The sequence below is a fragment of the Rhizobium changzhiense genome, assembly GCF_013087625.1.
Taxonomy (GTDB): Bacteria; Pseudomonadota; Alphaproteobacteria; order Rhizobiales; family Rhizobiaceae; genus Rhizobium; species Rhizobium sophorae.
In genome coordinates, this window is sequence record NZ_JABFCQ010000002.1 from 490,666 (window position 1) to 510,517 (window position 19,852).

General features: G+C 63.1%; 17 protein-coding genes. 5 read left to right on the forward strand and 12 right to left on the reverse strand.

All coding sequences use genetic code 11. The features are described 5' to 3' along the window. Positions 1-130: 130 nt before the first annotated feature. Positions 131-1,024 carry a LysR family transcriptional regulator gene (locus G9X68_RS11790; RefSeq protein ID WP_171602514.1) on the reverse strand — a complete coding sequence of 298 codons (894 nt, stop codon included), beginning with the start codon at positions 1,022-1,024 and terminating at the stop codon, positions 131-133. Positions 1,025-1,201: 177 nt separating this feature from the next. Between G9X68_RS11790 and G9X68_RS11795 the strand changes: the two genes are divergently transcribed. Continuing rightward, on the forward strand, positions 1,202-2,047 hold the full coding sequence (locus tag G9X68_RS11795; RefSeq protein WP_171602515.1) for an SDR family NAD(P)-dependent oxidoreductase: 846 nt from the start codon (positions 1,202-1,204) through the stop codon (positions 2,045-2,047). 19 nt (positions 2,048-2,066) lie between these two features. Here the strand turns inward: G9X68_RS11795 and G9X68_RS11800 are convergent, their stop codons facing one another. From G9X68_RS11800 to G9X68_RS11820, 5 genes are all read right to left on the reverse strand, one after another. Further along, positions 2,067-2,501 carry a GNAT family N-acetyltransferase gene (locus tag G9X68_RS11800; RefSeq protein WP_171602516.1) on the reverse strand — a complete coding sequence of 145 codons (435 nt, stop codon included), beginning with the start codon at positions 2,499-2,501 and terminating at the stop codon, positions 2,067-2,069. Between the two features lie 66 nt (positions 2,502-2,567). Then, positions 2,568-4,538 (reverse strand): DEAD/DEAH box helicase, encoded by a 1,971-nt coding sequence (locus G9X68_RS11805; RefSeq protein WP_171602517.1) that lies wholly within the window; start codon positions 4,536-4,538, stop codon positions 2,568-2,570. A 99-nt stretch (positions 4,539-4,637) separates the two neighbouring features. Next, positions 4,638-6,494, reverse strand: a complete 1,857-nt coding sequence (locus tag G9X68_RS11810) for a CHASE2 domain-containing protein (protein ID WP_171602518.1) — start codon at positions 6,492-6,494, stop codon at positions 4,638-4,640. Between the two features lie 5 nt (positions 6,495-6,499). Further along, the gene (locus G9X68_RS11815) at positions 6,500-7,018 is read right to left on the reverse strand and encodes a FecR domain-containing protein (RefSeq protein ID WP_171602519.1); all 519 of its coding nucleotides are present in this window, start codon (positions 7,016-7,018) and stop codon (positions 6,500-6,502) included. Positions 7,019-7,171: 153 nt separating this feature from the next. Next, the gene (locus tag G9X68_RS11820; RefSeq protein WP_171602520.1) at positions 7,172-8,317 is read right to left on the reverse strand and encodes a citrate synthase; all 1,146 of its coding nucleotides are present in this window, start codon (positions 8,315-8,317) and stop codon (positions 7,172-7,174) included. Positions 8,318-8,400: 83 nt separating this feature from the next. Here G9X68_RS11820 and G9X68_RS11825 point away from each other — a divergent pair, with 83 nt between their 5' ends. Next, positions 8,401-9,489 carry a citrate synthase/methylcitrate synthase gene (locus G9X68_RS11825; protein ID WP_171602521.1) on the forward strand — a complete coding sequence of 363 codons (1,089 nt, stop codon included), beginning with the start codon at positions 8,401-8,403 and terminating at the stop codon, positions 9,487-9,489. 37 nt (positions 9,490-9,526) lie between these two features. On the opposite strand, the gene G9X68_RS11830 is transcribed toward G9X68_RS11825, so the two are convergent. The 5 genes from G9X68_RS11830 to G9X68_RS11850 all read right to left on the reverse strand — a co-directional run bounded on the left by G9X68_RS11830 (position 9,527) and on the right by G9X68_RS11850 (position 14,347). Further along, positions 9,527-9,997, reverse strand: a complete 471-nt coding sequence (locus G9X68_RS11830) for an SRPBCC family protein (protein ID WP_171602522.1) — start codon at positions 9,995-9,997, stop codon at positions 9,527-9,529. 73 nt (positions 9,998-10,070) lie between these two features. Continuing rightward, on the reverse strand, positions 10,071-11,699 hold the full coding sequence (locus G9X68_RS11835; RefSeq protein WP_003539844.1) for a CTP synthase: 1,629 nt from the start codon (positions 11,697-11,699) through the stop codon (positions 10,071-10,073). 143 nt (positions 11,700-11,842) lie between these two features. Then, positions 11,843-12,373, reverse strand: coding sequence for a preprotein translocase subunit SecG (gene secG, locus G9X68_RS11840; RefSeq protein WP_171602523.1), 531 nt, complete (start codon positions 12,371-12,373; stop codon positions 11,843-11,845). A gap of 118 nt (positions 12,374-12,491) precedes the next feature. After that, positions 12,492-13,262: a triose-phosphate isomerase gene (tpiA, locus tag G9X68_RS11845; protein WP_171602524.1), complete on the reverse strand. Its 771-nt coding sequence runs from the start codon at positions 13,260-13,262 to the stop codon at positions 12,492-12,494. 185 nt (positions 13,263-13,447) lie between these two features. Further along, a complete protein-coding gene (locus tag G9X68_RS11850) occupies positions 13,448-14,347 on the reverse strand; it encodes an alpha/beta hydrolase (protein WP_171602525.1) in 900 nt (299 codons plus the stop codon). Positions 14,348-14,566: 219 nt separating this feature from the next. On the opposite strand from G9X68_RS11850, the gene parE reads away from it, so the two are divergent. From parE to G9X68_RS11865, 3 genes are all read left to right on the forward strand, one after another. Continuing rightward, on the forward strand, positions 14,567-16,669 hold the full coding sequence (gene parE / locus G9X68_RS11855; protein WP_171602526.1) for a DNA topoisomerase IV subunit B: 2,103 nt from the start codon (positions 14,567-14,569) through the stop codon (positions 16,667-16,669). Positions 16,670-16,828: 159 nt separating this feature from the next. After that, positions 16,829-17,983, forward strand: a complete 1,155-nt coding sequence (locus G9X68_RS11860) for an esterase-like activity of phytase family protein (protein WP_171602527.1) — start codon at positions 16,829-16,831, stop codon at positions 17,981-17,983. 116 nt (positions 17,984-18,099) lie between these two features. Continuing rightward, complete coding sequence (locus tag G9X68_RS11865) at positions 18,100-19,317, forward strand: AI-2E family transporter (RefSeq protein ID WP_003539854.1); 1,218 nt, start codon at positions 18,100-18,102, stop codon at positions 19,315-19,317. 19 nt (positions 19,318-19,336) lie between these two features. Here G9X68_RS11865 and G9X68_RS11870 read toward each other — a convergent pair whose 3' ends face one another. Continuing rightward, complete coding sequence (locus G9X68_RS11870) at positions 19,337-19,795, reverse strand: GNAT family N-acetyltransferase (protein WP_171602528.1); 459 nt, start codon at positions 19,793-19,795, stop codon at positions 19,337-19,339. Between the last annotated feature and the right edge of the window lie 57 nt (positions 19,796-19,852).

Consider the following 19,852-nt stretch of genomic DNA (forward strand, 5'->3'; position numbering starts at 1 on the left):
CGGTCAGCGATGACCGCGCGCTTCACAAGCAATCAGGACAGGCAGGACTTCACGTCTATCGGCAATCGCGCAACCGAGATCAATCCCCCAACGCATCGCGGCCATCTACCGGGCAGCCCTGGCAGGAGCGTCAGCCTTTGAAACGAAGCGCCTCGACGAGGAGCGCAAACGCAGCCGTATGCTGACGTCGGCTTGGGTAATACAGGTGATAGCCAGGGAACGGCTGGCACCAATCGTCGAGGACTCGGATCAGTCGCCCGTCTGCAATGTATTGTGAAACCTGACTTTCGAAAGTGTAGGCAAGCCCGAGCCCATCCAAAGCAGCGGCTTCCAGCATCAAGCTATCGTTGAGGATGAGCGGCCCGTTCATTCTGACCACAAGTTCCTCGCCGTCGCGCTCGAACTCCCAGGCATACAACCCACCTCCTGTGGTTTGCCGGTAGCTAATACCCCGGTGGTCGCCGAGATCGCGGGGCGTCATCGGGATTGTGCGGTTCTGGAAGTAGGACGGCGATCCGACGACTGCCATGCGAAGATCAGGACCGATCCTGACGGCAACCATGTCTTTTTGAACCTGTTCTCCAATGCGAATACCGGCGTCGAACCGGCCGGCCACGATATCCGTCAGGCCCTCGTCAAGAATGACCTCCATTTCAATGTCCGGGTATTCCGCCAAGAATGTTGTCATGACAGGCCAAAGCACGCTCATGGCGGCATATCGAAACGTCGTGATGCGGATAGTGCCCGCCGGCTTGTCACGAAGTGAGGTGACGGCTGCGATCTCGCTTTCGATGTGTTCGAAGGCAGGGCGGAGGCTCCGAAGCATACGCTCTCCGGCATCGGTCAGCGACAAGCTTCGTGTAGTGCGCGAGATTAGCCGCACCCCCAGCCTCTGCTCCAGCATCCTGACCGAGTAACTGACGGCAGACTGGGAAAGTCCCAGCTTGGCGGAGGCGCGGGTGAAACTTCCGGCCTCGGCGACGGCGATGAAGGCTGCAAGTTCGCTGAAGTCACCGTGTCTCATTTATCAGCCCCATTTCTAACTTCATGCAGATTATAGCGGCTAATCATCGTTTGTCTTCATCGCTATCTGTCACTTCACAAACCGTTGACCGGCAAGATCAACGATGATCATGCGGCGCACGGGCGGAAGGCCAACGCATAAAGTGTCGGTATACAACTCGCCATCAAGGAGAACTCTATGAGTAAAGTCTGGATGATCACAGGCGCCGGGCGCGGCATGGGGCTCGATTTCGCCAAGGCGGTTCTGGCGTCCGGCGACAAGCTCGTCGCCACCGGCCGAAATCGTGAGCGCGTTGCCACGGCCATCGGTCAATCGGAAAACCTGCTGGTCGTCACGCTGGACGTGACAAAGTCTGCCGATGCGGACTCCGCTGTCAAAGCAGCACTTGAACGTTTTGGTCGCATCGACGTGCTGGTGAACAATGCCGCGAACTTTTACGCAGGCTATTTTGAGGAATTGACCTCAGCCCAGATGGGTCTGCAGTTGGCCAGTAATCTCCTCGGCCCCATGAGTGTCACCCGCGCCGTCCTGCCGGTGATGCGCCGGCAGGAATCCGGCAAGATCGTCTCGATCTCATCGACGGCCAGCCTGCTGGGCTTTGAGTTTTGCAGCGCTTACTCTGCCGCGAAGTTTGCCCTCGATGGTTGGATGGAATCGCTGCAGCCCGAAGTGGCGCCGTTTGGTATCGAAACGATGATCGTCAATCCGGGCTTCTTCCGCACGGAATTGCTGACTGACGAATCAACCCAATATGCTCGGTCATCTGTCAGCGACTACGACGAAAGACGCGCCCAACAGCTGGCATTCTGGAAATCCGCCAACGGTCAGCAGAGCGGCGATCCCGCAAAACTCGCCCAGGCGCTGATCACCCTGGTCAACCAACCGGAGCTACCCCGCCGGTTCATCGCCGGAGCTGATGCTGTTGGCATGGTGGAACAGAAAATCGCGCTGTTGCAGCAACAGATCGATGCCTACCGCGACCTTTCAAGTTCGCTTGCCTTCGACGTGAAAGCCCAAGACTGAAATGACGCGTCGCTGAAACTTAGTAATTCTTCATGGCAAGATGCGGCATGCCACCGTCAAGAAATTCCGCGCCATAGGCGACGAAGCCGAAACGCTCGTAGAGCGGCAGATTGTTCGCCTGTGCTGTGAGATAGAAGCGGTTGTCGCGGGCAGCGCGATGCAGTTCCATCGCTTGCCCGATCATTGCGGCTGCAATGCCTTGGCCGCGCCGTAGACCGGCAACCGCAACCCGGCCGATCTTCACATGTTCCTCGGCGTAAATGACCCGCAGCGTGCCGGAGACTTCACCCGCCGTGACGGCGACAAGATGATGGGCGTTGAGGTCGTCGGCATCGAATTCCTCGGCTTCAGGAACCTTCTGCTCATGCACGAAAACAGCACGCCGCAGCCGGAAGGCCTCATTGCAGAGTGTACTGAAAACCGGGACGCTGAGGATTGCCGTTTCCATCACCATCCTTGCCACCCTCAGGGGATACGGCCCAAAGCCCTCCGCCGGACCAGCGAAGGGCTGCCGGCAAAATCAGCCGGGCTTCTTCTTTGAGAACTTAGCTTTTGGTCCGGTGCCGCCCTTACCCTCATATTTGAGGGCTTCGGATCTGGGGCCTTCGAATTTCGGCTTGTCGAATTTCGGCTTGTCGGATTTCGGGCCATCGAAAGCTGGCTTGCCCGGCTTCTTGCTCCAGGGCTTGCTATCCCGTCTGTCCCCACCGGCATTGTCGGCCGCGGCATATCCGCCGCCCGGACCCTTGCCGAACTTGTTCTTCGGCCGCTCGCTGCGGAACGAATCATCCGGCCGCTCGTCACGGGATGGCTTGCCGGCATAGGGTTTTGGCGCAGGCGCCCGGCTGAAATCCGGCGTGCCGGAAAGCCTGGTTACGCGGATGCCACGTTCGAGCGCCTTGTTCGGTCCGATCGCCGCCAGGAAGCTTTCGGCACTCGCCGCGGCGATCTCCACAAAAGTTTCCTCGGGCTGCATCTTGATCGCGCCGATCTCGCGCTTCGTCACATTGCCGTTGCGGCAGAGCATCGGGATCAGCCAGCGCGGCTCGGCATTCTGCTTGCGCCCGACCGAGACGGAGAACCAGACGCTGGCGCCGAAATCCTCGCGCGGTCCCTTCTGCGCCGGCTCGTACGGTTCGGCATTGTCGCGGCGCTTGCGGCTGCGCTCGTCCTGCACGGTAACCTCGATCAGATCCTCCGGCGCCGAATGATTGGTGCGGTAAAGACGCAGGAAGGCAGCGGCAAGCTTTTCCGCGCCGTGGCTGGCGAGAAGCTGCTGTACCAGCCCCTGCTCTTCCTCCTGCGGCGTTTCGTTGAAAATCGGGTCGGCGAGCAGCCGCTCGTCGTCGCGCTCGCTCACTTCCTCGGCCGAAGGCGGCCGCGCCCAGGCAGCCGAAATACCGGCATTCTCGAGCAGGCGCTCTGCCTTGCGCCGTGCATTCAGCGGCACGATCATGGCGCTGATGCCCTTGCGTCCCGCCCGGCCGGTACGGCCGCTGCGGTGCAGCAGCGTTTCCGGATTGGTCGGCAGGTCGGCATGGATGACGAGATCGAGGCCCGGCAAGTCGATGCCGCGGGCAGCGACGTCGGTGGCGATGCAGACGCGGGCGCGCCCGTCGCGCATCGCCTGCAGCGCATGGCTGCGTTCGTTCTGGGTCAGCTCGCCGGACAGCGCCACCACGGCGAAATTACGGTTGTTGAAGCGGGCGGTCAAATGATTGACGGCGGCGCGCGTCGAGCAGAAGACGATGGCGTTGGTCGCCTCGTAATAACGCAGCACGTTGATAATCGCATTCTCGCGGTCGCTCGGCGCCACCATGAGTGCGCGATATTCGATGTCGATATGCTGCTTTTCCTCGGCCGCGGTGCTGATGCGCACGGCATCGCGCTGGTAGCTCTTGGCAAGCTTGGCGATCGCCGCCGGCACGGTTGCCGAAAACATCAGCGTCCGGCGTTCGTCCGGCGCCGCATCGAGGATGAATTCCAGGTCTTCGCGGAAGCCGAGATCGAGCATCTCGTCGGCCTCGTCGAGCACGGCGGCCTTCAGTTCCGACATGTCGAGCGCCCTGCGGCGGATATGGTCGCAAAGCCGGCCGGGCGTGCCGACGACGATATGGGCGCCGCGTTCGAGCGACCGGCGCTCGCTGCGGATGTCCATGCCGCCTACGCAGCTGACGATCACCGCACCGGTCATCTCAAAGAGCCAGTCGAGCTCGCGCTTCACCTGCAGGGCAAGCTCGCGGGTCGGGGCGATGACGAGAGCGAGCGGCGCGCCGGCATTGCCGAAGCGCTCCCTGCCCTCAAGCAGCGTCGGCGCGAGCGCCAGGCCGAAGGCGACGGTCTTGCCGGAGCCGGTCTGAGCCGAGACCAGCGCGTCGGAAGCGGCGAGCGCCGGATCGAGCATCGCCTTCTGCACCGGGGTGAGTTCGGCGTAACCGCGCTTCTGCAACGCCTTGGCGATCGCCGGAACGACGCCGTTAAATTCTGTCATGGGTTCGATCTTTCGGAGCTGTCAGGCGCGTTGCTGCGCCATGGCCGGAGCCAGCCGGCGGGGTATTTGCGCCGTTCCTAGCCGCTCCCGCAGCGATTGTCAAAGCGTGCGGCTGCGCCACAGCCAGGCGTCGATGCGGCTTGCCCGGCCGCGCAGCGCCGTTTCCAACGGTCCCTCCATCCGGCCGGACTGCGTAAGCACGCTGTCGGGACCTGCGGCGCGGACGATTTCGGCGCTCAGCGCCAGTTCGACACCATGGCGGGCGGCGACCTCCATCAGGCGGCTGCCGACATTGACGGTGTCGCCCGCCGCCGTGATCTGCTGCCGGTCGCCGCTGCCCAATCGCGAGGCGACGATCGGGCCGCAATGGGCGCCGACCTTGAAGCCGATCTTCTTCTGGGCAAAGCCGGCATGCGCTTGAAGCCAGGCCCTTGTGCGCTCGCACAGACTGACGGCGCAGGCGGCGGCCCGGGCGGCATCGTCATCGGCGGGCTCCGGCAGGCCGAACAGAATCATCGCCCCATCGCCCATGAAGCTGGTGATGGCGCCGCCATGGGCGCGGGCCTCCTCGTCGACCAGTTCGAAGAAGTCGCTCAACATCTCGCTGACCGCCACCGGCCCGACATTTTCGCTGAGGCCGGTGAAGCCCGAGAGATCGATGAAGATGACGGCGGCGTTCTGGCGCACCGGCGCGGCGAGGAAATTCGGATCGCGTGCCAGCCACTCGCCGAGGCCAGGCGCCTCGATGCGCTGCAGCAGCGCGCTCTGTTCGGCGTAATGACGGGCGCGGCCGCGGTCGAGCCAGAGTTCGGCCGCGCCATAAGCCAGCGCCGGCGGCAGCGCTGCGGCGATCGGCAGCGCTGCACTCAGCCAATAGCCATGTGCGAAGGCCGACAGATTGACCATCGCCCAGACGATCAGCGTCAGCACGATGATGACATAGCCTGCCGCACTCCGGCGCCAGGCGACCAGCGACACGAGCACGATCGGCAGTCCGATGGCGGTGGCGGCATCGATCAGCCGCATCCTGCGGTCGCGCACCATGCCGTCGCCGGTAACGAGATGGGTGATCGCCGTCGACATCACCTCGACGCCGGGCATGACGGGATCGAACGGGGTCGGGAAGACGTCGCCGCCGCCGGTGACAGTCGAACCGATGACGACGATGCGGCCAGCGACCGCATCCGCCGAAAGCTTGCCGTCCAGCGCATCGGCGGCGCTGAACGTGGCGATGCTGCCGTGCCCGCCATAGAATGTCACCGGCAGACGCTGGCCGATATCAGTGGGAATACGCAGCTTTCCGAGCATGATGGCGTCGCGTTCGATCGTGGGATCGACGCCGAGCGCCACCGACGCGGCACGCAGCGGAAAAGCCGGATCCAGCCGGTCTGCGGCACGCGAGATCAGCGGGATAAAGCGCGGTGTGCCGGTCTGGTCGGTTGCGACGTTGACGATGCCGACCGCGGCGGCCTCGGCAAAGCGGGCGAGCGGCAAGAGAAGCTGGTTTGCCTCCGGGATGGCGGCAAGCGGATCCTCGGCCGCATCGGTGACCCGCTGGCGGCTTTGCGCAAAAGTGGCCGCGGCCGCAATCACGCTTGGCCCCTGGCGAAGGGCTGAGGTCAGGGCCGCGTCGCCCTCCTCCGGCCCCGGATCGACCAGCAGAATATCGATGGCCACGGCCTTCGGCTTAAGCGCGGTGATGGCATCGACGAGGCGCGCAAGTGTCGCCCGATTGAGCGGATAGCCGTGCGCCCCAGCGGTGCGGTCGTCGATCGCGACGATCGAGACGACGGGAGGCGGTGTTTTCGCCCCGACGATGAGGCTGCGGATATCGGCAAGCGAGGCCTCCATCCGGTCGAGAAGGCCGCTTCCGGCATGGAGATTGGTATAGCCGAGCGCAGCTCCCCAAAGACCGGCGAGCAGCAGCGCGATCACAGTCAGCAGGCGATGGCTCATGGGACTTATTGGCCGAGACGGGCAAGAAGGGCAGCGGCGCGCGGCGCCGGCCAGCGACGCACGACGAGGGGTTCGGTTCCGGCGGTAACGTCGACGCCCTCTCCCGGCGACAGCAGCACCGGTTCGCCAGCCGGCCGGCGAACCGCGACGCTGCCTCTGACGACCAGCACCGAGGTCTGGCCGCCTGCGACATCGACAGCCCATTGGGTGCCGCGCACGGCCGCAATCGCCTGCGGTGTCACGACCTGAAAACCACCGGCGTGCTGGGTGTTGTCGACGTCGACAAGAATGGCCTTGCGGCGCAGCGATGCCGAATCGGGGCTGCCGTCACGGTTGCGGTCGACGAGGCTGTAGGCCGCGCCGGCCTCCGCCGTCACAGTGACGCCGCCGGGACAATTGAGCACCTGGCGGGCGCCGGCATCACGCGATACCGTGCAGCCGGCAGACTGCGCAAAGGCCGCCCCATGCGGAATGAGGCCGACAGCGAGTGCGGCGGCAAAAAGGTTGCGAAGCGTCGTATTCATGGAAAGTCCCCTTGACCGTGCGGACGGGTCTTTTCGAAAGCGTCCATCAACCGCGTCTTCTTCCCAACCGTCTTCTAATATGAAGCATGATAGCCGAATTCAAATATTTCCCTAGACCAAAAAAGCAAATCGTCGCAATCGCCGGCGAAATTCTTACGCTCTATTATCCGTTTCAGGCGCCGGTCCGGTATAACGCGCCCGCGGCCGGATCAATTCGCCGCTGTCGATCTGTTCCATTGCATGGGCAAGCCAACCGACTGAACGGGCAAGCGAGAAAATGATGATCGGCGCCTCCCTCGGGAGATCGAAGGCGGCACACATCGCGGCAAGCGCGAAATCGACGTTGACCTTCTCGCCGACCATCTCCTCGCCCACTTCCCGGACCTCGGCAAATTGCGGCGGCAGGTGGAACTGCGACAGCAGCGCTAAGGCCCGGACATCGCCATCGGGATAGAGCGGATGGCCGAAGGCCGAAAGGCGATTGCCCTGGGCGAGCGTGCGGCGGATCGCCTGCTCCGCCCCAAGCGCGGAAGCGGTATCGATCAAGGCATCGACGCCCTGCCAGGCAGCGCCATGCAGCGGCCCTGTCAGCGTCGCCAGACCGGACAACACGACGGCCGAAAGGGCTGCACCCGCCGATGCCGTGACCCGCGCCGCGAAGGCCGAGGCGTTGAGTTCGTGATCGGCAAGCAGCACCAGCGCGCGGCGCAGGCAATCGGCAGCCGCCGGCCGCTGCCAGCTTGCAGCAAGCCTGAGATGCAGCGGCCGGTCCGACGACCCAGGTGCTAGCGCATCGGCGACTGTATGGAGAACCCCGCTTGCTTCACGCCGAAGTGCGGCCTGCGAGCGGCCGAGCGACGGCAGATCCGATGTCACCCGCCCCGCCAGCGCCAGGAATGCCGCCTGAAGCGACGGAGAGGCATGTCCGGCCCCGGCGCTGCAGGAGAGTGGCTCCGCGCCGTTCCAGAGCAGTGCCGCCGTCTGCTCCAGCATCGCGACTTCAGCGAAACCGGCCGCATCCTTTCCGCGATAGAAAAGCCGTCCGCCGATGATGGTGGAGATTGCCGAGGACAGAACCGGATAGCCCCAGCGGATCGCCTCGGCGGCGACCGTTTCGGTCTTGCGGCGGCCGGCATGGCGCTCGGCAAGCCGCTGGACGTCAGCGGCCTGGTAGAGGCTGCGGCGCGGGTCGGCGGGATCGGGCTTGGCGCGGATGCGCCCGCGGCTGACATTGGCGTAGAGCGTCTGCGGCTTGGTCTTCAGTGCCCGCAGCGCCTCCTCGGCAGTCAGCCACGACATCGGAACCTCATATTGATCAATTGCATCAAGATTGACGTCAATGAGACTAGGTCGGATCATCATTGTCGTAAAGGAGAAACAACATGAAAAACGGCTTGGAAGATGTCATTGCTGCCGAAACGCAGCTTTCGGATGTCGATGGCGAAGCGGGACGTCTGATCATCCGCGGCGTATCGCTGGATCACCTGATTGCAGACGGCACTTATGAAGGCGTCGCCGCCCTATTGCTCGATGGGCTGATGGAAAAAAGCTTCGACGAAGCGGAATTGCGCGACTGGTTGGCGCAGGCGCGAACGAGGATTTTCGGCCATATCAAGGCCGCCGATGCCGCTCTGCTCGCTTTGCCTCCTGTTGATGCGATGCGGGCGCTGATCGCCCGCCTGCCCGACGGCGAGGATTTCGATACTGCTCTCAGCCTTCTTGCTGCGCCCGCAGTTTTCCTGCCGGCGATCCTTCGCATGCAAAGCGGCAAAAGACCGATCGCGCCCAACGCCTCGCTGCCGCAGGCGGCCGATATCCTGCGTATGCTGACCGGAAAATTGCCGACCAGGGAGCAGACGGCGGCACTCGACACCTATCTCGTGACGATATCGGACCATGGCCTCAATGCCTCGACCTTCGCATCGCGCGTCATCGCCTCGACGCAGGCCGGCCTTAACTCTTCCGTGCTCGCCGCACTGAGCGCGCTGAAAGGGCCGCTGCATGGCGGCGCGCCTGGTCCTGTGCTCGACATGCTGGATGCGATCGGAGCGGCGGAGAATGCTTACCCATGGCTCGAGGAAGCACTCGACCGTGGCGAAAGGCTGATGGGCTTTGGCCACCGTATCTACCGCGTTCGCGATCCGCGCGCCGATGCGCTGAAGGGCGCGCTGAAGCCGCTGATCTCGACCGGACAGGTAAACAGCGCCCGCAGTGCGCTGGCGGAAGCCGTGGAGGCTGCGGCATTGGCGATCCTGAAGGCGCGCAAGCCCAACCGTCCGCTCGACGTCAATGTCGAGTTTTATACCGCGCTGCTGCTCGAAGCGCTCGGCTTTCCGCGTAAGGCCTTCACCGGCGTCTTCGCAATCGGCCGCACCGTCGGATGGCTGGCGCACGCGCGCGAACAGGCGCTCGACGGCCGGTTGATCCGGCCACGCTCGGTCTATATCGGGCCGCTGCCGGCGGCGGCGTGAAGGTTAATTCGGCGGCAGCATGTCCTGCCGCCGATCCTCAACCGCCGACGAAAGCGGCCAGCTTGTCGAGCGTCGAGCGGCAGCCTTCCTCATTGTCTTCGAGGCGGATCCCGGACGGAATATTGTCGCAGACCATCGTCACATCGGTGCCTACATCCGCAGGCGACAACAGCGTGCTGACGGTCATCTCGCCGGAAAAGCCCTCGTCCTCGGAATCGAAGACCGTTGCCCAGACGATCCGTTCGTCCGGCACGAGCTTGGCAAAGCGGCCTTCGAACCTGTCTGTCTTGTCGGAGGTCTTGCCCGGTTGCGATATCTCGTCGTCGGGATAGACGAGCGACATGCTGAAGGCGCCGCCTTCCCTGCCCTCGAAGGCATGGACGATGCCCTTCATCGTATCAGGCGGAAGCCAGGTGGCGACCGCATCTGCATCGAGGAAGGCGCGGTAGATGCGCTCGCGCGGCGCTGCGATGAAACGTGAGACGGTCGTGCTGCGTGAAGGGGTCATGCCGGCAAGTTAGCGCAGGCATGGATGTTATCCAGATCGCGCCTGAAACAACGCGATCTGGTGCTGTCAGTCGTCAGACGAGACGGCTCTGTTCCGTCGCCGCTTCTATGAAGCTGGCAAACAGCGGGTGCGGGTCGAGCGGCCGGCTCTTCAGTTCCGGGTGGTACTGCACGCCGATGAACCAGGGATGATCGGGATATTCGATCGTCTCCGGTAGCACGCCGTCCGGCGACATGCCGGAGAAGACCAGGCCGCAGTTTTCGAGCCGGTCCTTGTAGTCGACATTGACCTCGTAGCGGTGGCGGTGACGCTCGGAAATATCGGTGGAACCGTAGATATCCGAGATCTTCGTGCCCTTCTTCAGCGCCGCCTTGTAGGCGCCGAGGCGCATCGTGCCGCCGAGATCCCCGGCTGCCGTGCGCTTCTGCAACTCGTTGCCCTTGACCCATTCGGTCATCAGGCCGACCACCGGCTCTTTCGTCGGGCCGAATTCGGTCGAGGAGGCGCCGGACACGTCGGCGAGATTGCGCGCCGCCTCGATGACCGCCATCTGCATGCCGAAGCAGATGCCGAAATACGGCACCTTGCGCTCGCGGGCAAAGCGGGCAGCGTGGATCTTGCCTTCCGAACCGCGTTCACCGAAGCCGCCGGGCACGAGGATGCCGTGCACCTTTTCGAGATAGGGCGCCGGATCTTCCTTTTCGAAAACCTCGGATTCGATCCATTCGAGATTGACCTTGACGCGATTGGCGATGCCGCCATGGTGCAGCGCCTCGATCAGCGACTTATAGGCATCCTTGAGGCCGGTATATTTGCCGACGATCGCGATCGTCACCTCGCCTTCCGGCGTGCGGATGCGGTTGCAGACCTCTTCCCATGGGTCGAGACGCGGCTTCGGCGCCGGCTCGATACCGAAGGCAGCAAGCACCTCGTCGTCGAGGCCTTCCTTGTGGTAGGCGATCGGCACGTCATAGATGTTGGCGACGTCGAGCGCCTGGATGACGGCGGACGGGCGCACGTTGCAGAACAACGAAAGCTTGCGGCGTTCGGCTTCCGGAATTTCGCGGTCGGCCCGCACCAGCAGGATATCGGGATGAATGCCGAGCGCCTGCAGTTCCTTCACCGAATGCTGCGTCGGCTTGGTCTTGAGCTCGCCGGCCGCCGGAATATAGGGCATCAGCGTCAGGTGAACGTAGACGGCAGTGCCGCGCGGCAGGTCGTTTCCGAGCTGGCGGATCGCCTCCATGAACGGCATCGCTTCGATGTCGCCGACCGTGCCGCCGATCTCGCAGATGACGAAGTCGTAGTCGTCATTGCCCTCGATGACGAAATCCTTGATCTCGTTGGTGACGTGCGGGATGACCTGCACCGTCGCGCCGAGATAGTCGCCGCGCCGTTCCTTGTCGATGATGTTCTTGTAGATGCGGCCGGTGGTGATGTTGTCGGTCTTGGTCGCCGAACGCCCCGTGAAGCGTTCGTAGTGACCGAGATCGAGATCGGTTTCCGCGCCGTCGTCGGTGACGAAGACCTCGCCGTGCTGGGTCGGGCTCATCGTGCCCGGGTCCACGTTCAGATAGGGGTCGAGCTTGCGAAGCCGAACCCGATATCCACGGGCCTGCAGCAACGCTCCGAGAGCCGCGGCCGCAATTCCTTTTCCGAGAGAGGAAACCACGCCGCCAGTGATGAATACGTATCGCGCCATGGGAGTCACCGGATACCTTTTCAAAAACGATTCCACCAGCCCAAAAATTCTTTTCCAGAACTTTCGATGCGTGGCGCAGGAATCTGAACAAAAGAAAACCGGCAGACCCGAGGGCCTGCCGGCGGTTTATGTCGAAGACCGGTTTACTGTCCCGTCGGGACGCCGGAGGGCTGAGCCGGTGCCGGTGCGGCCGGAGCTGCGGGCGTTGCCGGGGCAGTCGTTGCCGGAGCAGTCGTTGAAGGCGCGGTGGCCGCCGGGGCCTGAGTCGCCGGAGTGCCAGTTGCCGGAGCTTGAGCGGCGGGAGCCTGCGGTGCGGGTGCCGCCGCGCCGCTGCTCGGAACGCCGTTGCCGGCCGGCGGGGCTGCCGGAGCCTGCGCGCCGCCGAGCGAATCGAGAATACCGTTGCCCTGGCCGCCTGTTGCCGGAATGCGGTCGAGAATGTCGCTCGGACGGCTCTCGTAACGCGTCAGGATGCCCAGGCCGAGCGAGGTCAGGAAAAACAGGGTCGCAAGGATCGCGGTCGTGCGCGTCAGCGCATTGGCCGTGCCGCGGGCCGACATGAAGCCGGAACCGCCGCCGATGCCGAGGCCGCCGCCTTCCGAGCGCTGGATGAGCACGACGCCGACAAGGGCGAGCACGATCATGAGATGGATGACAATCAATACGGTTTGCATGGGTCCAGTCCTGCCCGCGTGGAGACGGACAAAGTTAAGAATTCTGGCGGCTCTTTACATGAGGCTTTCATCTATTCCAAGCCCTTCGGCCCGGAATAAACTGCCAATGAACAATGCCTCAGGCTAGCAGCGCCTCATAGGCCCGGTAGATGGCGAGGAAGTCGGCCGCTTTCAAGCTCGCTCCGCCGATCAGCGCGCCGTCGACATTGGCAACGCCCATCAGTTCATGGGCATTGGCCGGCTTGACGGAGCCGCCATAGAGAAGACGCATCTTGCGGCCTTCATCGCCGAAGCGGGCCACAAGCTCTGCGCGCATGAAGGCATGCGCCTTTTCGACATCAGCTGATGTCGGCGTCACGCCGGTGCCGATCGCCCAGATCGGCTCGTAGGCGATGACTGTGCGCTCGACGGTGGCGCCGTCCGGAACCGAGGCGGAAAGCTGGCGCTTGATGACGTCGAGCGCCTGGCCTGTCCGGCGCTCATCCGCGGTCTCGCCGATGCAGATGATCGCCGTCAGCCCTGCGGCGAAGGCGGCCTCCGCCTTGGCGCGGACCAGATGATCCGTTTCGGCATGGTCGGTGCGCCGCTCGGAATGGCCGACGATGACATAGGTGCCGAAACAATCGGCAATCATCTCGGCCGAGATGTCGCCGGTATGCGCACCGGACGGGTTCTGATGGCAGTCCTGAGCGCCGATCGCCAGCGGGCTGTCGGTGCACAGCGCCGTCGCCACATAGAGCAGCGTCGCCGGCGGGCAGATCAGCGCTTCGACCTTGTCGGCCAACGGCGGGCGAACACCCTCGGCGATCGTCTTGATCTGATCCAGGGAGGCACGCATGCCATTCATTTTCCAATTTCCCGCCACAAGCGGGCGCACGTCAGGTGTCATGCCGGCCTTCCACAATCTGCTTATGCCTTGGGCAATATCAAAAGCTTGCAGCAAAGAAAAGCATCATGCCCTTGACGTAAGGGGAATCTCTGCAATCCCGAGCATATTTCTGCCGAAAACCGCCTTTTGGTTTTTTCTGCATGCCGTTATCGAAAAAACGGCTGCACAGTTTTGCGCAATATGCCTTAGCCGGCCAGAATCCAGTTCACCACCCTGCGCCAGTCGATCATCCGGATCGGTGTCCCGTGATTGCCGGTCTGAAACAGCGTGAAACGCGCCGGATATTTTGCCTTGTGCAGGCTTTCGAACAGCGCCTGCTGGTTAGCGGCGGCATAGACCGGGTCGCGGCTGCCATGGGCAAACCACAGCGGCAGCTTTGCCTTGTAGAAGGCGCTCTTGATGAAATCCGGATCGGAGACCCCGCTCATGATCAGCATGCCCTTCAGCCGCTTGACACTGTCGCTGTCGCGCGCAATGCCCCAGCAAACCTGGCTGCCCATCGAGGCGCAGGAAAGGATGATCGGCCGGCCGGGCGATTGCGCGCTGGCATAGCGGATGAGGCCGGCGATCGCCGCAACGCCGCTGCTGTCGAAGCTTTTGACCGTCGGCGAATAATAGACGCCGCCATTGCCGGCGACGAGGTTCTTGAGGCGGTTGAAATTGCCACCGAAGCTATAGTCGTTGGCGCCGAGCCGGCGGTCGCCGTCGCGGCCATGGATGAAAATCACCGTGAAGGCGGCACTGCCAGCCGGTCCCACCCTGGTGACATCGAGCTTAATGCCGTCGAGGGACAGCGTCTCGTCCGCTTGCGCCTTGCGGATGCCGAGTGCCACATATTTCTGCTGCACCCGCTTTTGCGGGATCTGATCGCGGCCGTTGATATCGCGCATCTCGTCATAGTCGATGACCTCGAAGGCGCCGCCGTCGCCTGTCTCCAACACGGACTGCTTGGAAAACAGATCGTCCTTGAAAGGCGGCAAAGCGTCGGCCGCCTCTGCCGGGCCAACAGCGGACAGGATGGCTGCGGATAAGAAAAACGCCGCAATTGCGGTGATGATGGTGCAATGACTTGTGGACATTCGCATTCGGATGGTTCCTGAAGCCTGCCGCCGCTTGCCATTCTGCGCCCGGCAACGCAAATCATTTGGGAAAAGCCCGCCAAATCCGGCGGTGTCGCGTATAGAGGTGCTTTCTGGCAAAATCTGCCTGATTCGCAAACGTGGCATGAAATGCGGTGATTTTGGGTCGGCGGCGGATGCCCGCCCAAGCCAGACCCAAGACAGGATGAAGATCTGAACGGCTCCATGGACGATAGCAACGACCTCTTTTCCGGAATGCCCCTCTCTGAAAAACGCGAGGAGGCGCAGAAGCCTGCGGTGCCCTCCGAACGGCCGCCGGTGACGGCTGCGCCCGCCGCAGCGGCAGCACCTCCTGCTGCCGGAGCCTCCGCACGCCCGGCGCCCGCCGCCTCGAACTCCGATGATTACGGCGCTTCGTCGATCCGCGTCCTCGAAGGCCTCGAGCCGGTGCGCATGCGCCCGGGCATGTATATCGGCGGCACCGATGAAAAGGCGCTGCACCACCTGTTTGCCGAAGTCATCGACAATGCGATGGACGAGGCGGTCGCCGGGCATGCCAATTTCATCGAGGTCTATCTTGACCTCGAGGGTTATCTCACCGTCTCCGACAATGGCCGCGGCATCCCGGTCGAGAACCATCCGCAGGTGCCGGGCAAGTCGACGCTCGAAGTCATCATGACCAAGCTGCATGCCGGCGGCAAATTCGACGGCAAGGCCTATGAGACGTCGGGCGGCCTGCACGGCGTCGGCGTTTCGGTCGTCAACGCGCTCTCCGACGATCTCGAGGTCGAGGTGGCGCGAAACCGCAAGCTCTACCGCCAGCGCTTCTCCCGAGGCCTGCCGCAGGGCGGTCTCGAAGAGTTGGGCGACGTCCACAATCGCCGCGGCACCCGCGTGCGCTTCCATCCCGACCCCCAGATCTTTGGGGATCACATGAAGTTCGACGCCGCCCGCGTCTTCCGCATGGCGCGCTCGAAGGCCTATCTCTTCGGCGGCGTCGAGATCCGCTGGAGCTGCGAGGCGGGCGTGCTGCCCGAAGGTTCCGAGGTCCCTGACAAGGCCGTCTTCCATTTCCCCGGCGGCCTGAAGGACTATCTCCAGGCGACGATGGGCAAGGAGTTCACCGTCACCCGCGAGATCTTTGCCGGCAAGACGGAGAAGGTGAGCGGCCACGGCTCGATGGAATGGGCGATTACCTGGTATGGCGGCGATCCGCAGGTGCATTCCTATTGCAACACCATCCCGACGCCCGAAGGCGGCACGCATGAGGCCGGCCTTCGCATCGCGCTGACCAAGGGCCTGAAGGCCTATGCCGAGTTGACGCAGAACAAGCGCGCCGCGCAGATCACCACCGACGACGTGATGATTTCGGCCGTCGGCATGCTGTCGGTCTTCATTCGCGAGCCGGAATTCGTCGGCCAGACCAAGGACAAGCTTGCGACCGTCGAGGCCCAGCGCATCGTCGAGAACGCGCTGCGCGATCCTTTCGACCATTACCTTGCGGACAATCCGAACGAGTCGGCCAAGCTGCTCGACTGGGTGATCGAACGCGCCGAGGAGCGCCTGCGCCGCCGCAAGGAAAAGGAAGTCAACCGCAAGAGCGCTGTGCGCAAATTGCGCCTGCCCGGCAAGCTCGCCGACTGCTCGCAGAACACCGCCGAGGGTGCCGAACTCTTCATCGTCGAGGGTGATTCGGCAGGTGGTTCGGCCAAGCAGGCGCGCAACCGCGCCAACCAGGCCATTCTGCCGCTGCGCGGCAAGATCCTCAACGTTGCCAGCGCCGGGCGCGAAAAACTCGGCGCCAACCAGCAGCTCGCCGATCTCATCCAGGCGCTCGGTTGCGGCACGCGCTCGAAATACCGCGACGAGGACCTGCGCTACGAGCGCATCATCGTCATGACCGATGCCGACGTCGACGGCGCCCACATCGCCTCTCTGCTCATCACCTTCTTCTATCAGGAGATGCCGGAGCTGGTGCGCGGCGGCCATCTCTTCCTCGCCGTGCCGCCGCTTTACAAGATCACCCAAGGCTCGAAATCCGCCTATGCCCGCGACGACAATCATCGCGCCGAGTTGATGCAGACGGAATTCAAGGGCAAGGCCAAGGTCGAGATCAGCCGCTTCAAAGGTCTCGGCGAGATGATGCCCGCCCAGCTCAAGGAAACCACCATGGATCCGTCCAAGCGCACGCTGCTCAAGGTGCTGATCGACGAGGTGGATTTCGAAGGCACCCGCAGCGCCGTCGACGATCTGATGGGCACCAAACCGGAAGCCCGCTTCCGCTTCATCCAGGACCGTGCGGCCTTCGCGGAGAACCTCGATATTTAAAGCGTCGCCACGCATTTTAGCATCGACGATTTCACGGAACTGACGAAGAACCGTAACAACTCCGTCAAACAACCGGCGCATGAAGCGGTCGGCGCGCCTTCCCCTCGGAGAAGCAACTGCGCCGGTTCGAACCGTTTCAACCCATGCCGGATATTTGTCATGACCAAGCGTTCTCTCGCGGCTGCCGCTTTCGTTCTCCTGTCCAGCACTGCCACCGCCAGCACCACAGATATCGGGGCCACCGATATCGGCGCCACTTTCGAGACCGCCTGCCCCTTCGGCGATTGCGCCGCCGGCATTTCGCTCTCCTATCTCGGTGAATTCGTCATCCCGACCGGCCATATGGAAAACGGCGTCGAATTCGGCGGTATTTCCGGCCTCGATTTCGATGCCGCCACCGGCCACTATATCGCCATCAGCGACGACCGTTCGGAAAGAGGCCCTGCCCGTTTCTATGAACTCGAAGTCGATCTCGACGCGTCGGGCCTCAAGGGCGTTTCGGTCGTCAAGCAGGTGACCTTGAAGGACAAGAATGGCGAGCCCTTCGCTGCACGGACCGTCGATCCGGAATCGATCCGCCTCGGCAAGGACGGCATCTACTGGGGCAGCGAAGGCGACGGCAAGGCGCTGCTGGCGCCCTTCGTCCGTGTCGCGTCGCCGGACGGTTCCTTCGTCCGCGAATTCAAGCTGCCGGAGGGCTTTGCGCCGACTGCGGACAAGTCGACCGGCATCCGGGACAATCTCGCCTTCGAGGATCTTGCTGTTGCGCCCTCCGGCGATGTTTTCGTCGGTGTTGAAGCCGCCCTTTACCAGGATGGTCCGAACCCCTCGCTGACGTCGGGCGGCCTGTCGCGCATCGTCCGCTACGACGGCGCCACCGGCGAGCCGAAGGCTGAGTACGTCTACCCCGTCTCGCCGATCCCGCAGGCCGCCACCAAACCCGACGGCGGCAATGACAACGGCATGTCCGAGTTTCTTGCCCTCGACGATCACCGCCTGCTTGCCGTCGAACGCAGCTATGCCCAGGGATTCGGCAACAATATCAAGATCATGATGATGGATCTGACTGATGCCACCGATGTATCCGCTATCGCTTCGCTCGCCAAAAACGACCAGCGCGTCGTCCCCGCCCGCAAGAGCCAGATCCTCGATTTGAGGGCAATCGGCCTCGTTCCCGACAATATCGAGGCGATGTCGCTCGGCAAGGCCAAGGACGGCGCCGACGTCCTCATTCTCGGCTCCGACAATAATTTCTCGCCCAGTCAGAAGACGCAATTCTACGCCTTCAAGGTTCTCAGCCGTCCGCAGCAGTAAGGCGTTCGGATCTGGGGGGCGAATAGCGACGCTTTGTATACGCTTTCCCGCTACGGACCTTGAAACCGCCGGGTTGATGGCCCATAACCAGAGTACAAGAATAAGAAGAGGCGCGCGTGGGTGTGTTCGACCGTCAGAAAAGCAATCATGAACCGCGATGGCTCGGATCGTCGGCGCAGACGCGCACGCCGCTGATTCCCTCCATTTCGGCGGCGCGCTGGCTGCTGGTCCTGGTCGTCGCTGCCGGCGTCTATTTCTTCTACGGCTTCCTCGTGCCGGTGCTCGCGGCCCTCGTCATCGGTTTTGCCAGTTGGCCGCTCTATCGCAAGCTTCTTGCCCGCGTCGGCGGCAATACGACGATCGCCGCGACCATCGCCATCATCCTGATCATCACTTTCCTGGTTATCCCGATCGGGCTTGCGGTTACCTATACGACGGGCGAAGTGCGCACCTGGGTCGCCTGGGCTATACACGCCAACCGCGCCGGCGCCCCGACACCCGACTGGATCGTCGCCTTGCCTTGGGCCGGCGCCTATCTCGATGAAGTCTGGACAAAATATATCGGCAGTCCCGGCGCCCTGGGCGAAGTTATCCAGGCGGTCAGCGGCGCCAATATCGGCAACATCTATCGCGCCGTGCTGGCCGCCGGCGGTGGCGCCTTCCACCTGCTGCTGACGCTGCTCTTCATGCTGATCGCACTGTTCTTCGTCTATCGCGACGGTTTCTCCTTCTCCAAGCAGATCGACATGCTGGGCGAGCGCATCCTGCCGAACCGCTGGGAGCGCATTTCCCGCGTCGTGCCGGCGACGATCAGCTCTACCGTCATGGGCATGACGCTGATCGCGATCGGCGAAGGCATCGTGCTCGGCCTTGCCTACTGGATTGCCGGCGTGCCCTCGCCGGTGACGCTCGGCGTGCTGACGGGCGTGATGGCGCTGATACCGGGCGGTGCGCCGCTCTCCTTCACGCTGGTCTCCATCTATCTGCTGGCGAGCGGCTCGCATGTCGCCGGCATCAGTCTCTTCGTCTGGGGGACGGTCGAGCTCTTCATCGTCGACAAGACGCTGCGGCCGAAGCTCGTCGGTGGTCCGATCAAGCTGCCCTTCCTGCCGACCTTCTTCGGCCTCGTCGGCGGCGTCAAGACGATGGGTTTCCTCGGCCTCTTCATCGGCCCGGTGCTGATGGCGCTGATCGTCGCCATCTGGCGCGAATGGATCCACGAGGCCCGCAACGCCGACAAGAGCGAGACCGGACCCCAGATCATCATCGACGAACAGGCCCCGCCGCCGGTCCCCGGTTCGCCGAAAACCATGCCGCGCGTCGCCGAAGGCTAAACATGGTTTCGCAGACCGGCTAGCCCAGCTGCTTTTCCATGAACAGGCTGAGCGGGTCCGGCAGATAGCTGCCAAAGGGCTCGATTTCCCGATATCCGTATTTGCGGTAGAGAGCGATCGCCTCGGGCTGGTAGATGCCGGTTTCGAGCCGGATCGCCGTCAGCCCCTTTTCCCCGGCGATCGCTTCGAGCGCATTCATCAGGCCGCTGGCGATCCTCAGGCCCCTCGCCTCGGGATCGACGAACATGCGCTTGATCTCCGCCGTATCGTCCCCGGCCTCGACCAGCGCGCAGCAGCCGACGATCGCATCGTCGTTGCGCGCGACGAGGAAGCTTACCGAAGGTTTCTCTAGCACGGAAAGGTCGACCAGATGGTTGCTTTCAGCCGGATAGAGCGATTGTGCATAGGCATCGGAGAGATCGAGAAGCCGGATGACGCCCTCCTGGCGTGGCGGTTCAAGAGCGATGGTGACGGACATGTTGGCTCCCTCTGCCGGCGCGTGACAAAATTTTCCCCGATATGACGAAGAGTTAAT

What these genes read in the sequence shown, in the direction of transcription:
- G9X68_RS11790 (WP_171602514.1), bottom strand. Translation starts at nt 1,024, where the DNA reads ATGAGACACGGTGACTTCAGCGAACTTGCAGCCTTCATCGCCGTCGCC.
- G9X68_RS11795 (WP_171602515.1), top strand. Translation starts at nt 1,202, where the DNA reads ATGAGTAAAGTCTGGATGATCACAGGCGCCGGGCGCGGCATGGGGCTC.
- G9X68_RS11800 (WP_171602516.1), bottom strand. Translation starts at nt 2,501, where the DNA reads ATGGTGATGGAAACGGCAATCCTCAGCGTCCCGGTTTTCAGTACACTC.
- G9X68_RS11805 (WP_171602517.1), bottom strand. Translation starts at nt 4,538, where the DNA reads ATGACAGAATTTAACGGCGTCGTTCCGGCGATCGCCAAGGCGTTGCAG.
- G9X68_RS11810 (WP_171602518.1), bottom strand. Translation starts at nt 6,494, where the DNA reads ATGAGCCATCGCCTGCTGACTGTGATCGCGCTGCTGCTCGCCGGTCTT.
- G9X68_RS11815 (WP_171602519.1), bottom strand. Translation starts at nt 7,018, where the DNA reads ATGAATACGACGCTTCGCAACCTTTTTGCCGCCGCACTCGCTGTCGGC.
- G9X68_RS11820 (WP_171602520.1), bottom strand. Translation starts at nt 8,317, where the DNA reads ATGTCGTGGCTGACTGCCGAGGAGGCGCTGCGGGCACTGAAGACCAAG.
- G9X68_RS11825 (WP_171602521.1), top strand. Translation starts at nt 8,401, where the DNA reads ATGAAAAACGGCTTGGAAGATGTCATTGCTGCCGAAACGCAGCTTTCG.
- G9X68_RS11830 (WP_171602522.1), bottom strand. Translation starts at nt 9,997, where the DNA reads ATGACCCCTTCACGCAGCACGACCGTCTCACGTTTCATCGCAGCGCCG.
- G9X68_RS11835 (WP_003539844.1), bottom strand. Translation starts at nt 11,699, where the DNA reads ATGGCGCGATACGTATTCATCACTGGCGGCGTGGTTTCCTCTCTCGGA.
- secG (WP_171602523.1), bottom strand. Translation starts at nt 12,373, where the DNA reads ATGCAAACCGTATTGATTGTCATCCATCTCATGATCGTGCTCGCCCTT.
- tpiA (WP_171602524.1), bottom strand. Translation starts at nt 13,262, where the DNA reads ATGACACCTGACGTGCGCCCGCTTGTGGCGGGAAATTGGAAAATGAAT.
- G9X68_RS11850 (WP_171602525.1), bottom strand. Translation starts at nt 14,347, where the DNA reads ATGCGAATGTCCACAAGTCATTGCACCATCATCACCGCAATTGCGGCG.
- parE (WP_171602526.1), top strand. Translation starts at nt 14,567, where the DNA reads ATGGACGATAGCAACGACCTCTTTTCCGGAATGCCCCTCTCTGAAAAA.
- G9X68_RS11860 (WP_171602527.1), top strand. Translation starts at nt 16,829, where the DNA reads ATGACCAAGCGTTCTCTCGCGGCTGCCGCTTTCGTTCTCCTGTCCAGC.
- G9X68_RS11870 (WP_171602528.1), bottom strand. Translation starts at nt 19,795, where the DNA reads ATGTCCGTCACCATCGCTCTTGAACCGCCACGCCAGGAGGGCGTCATC.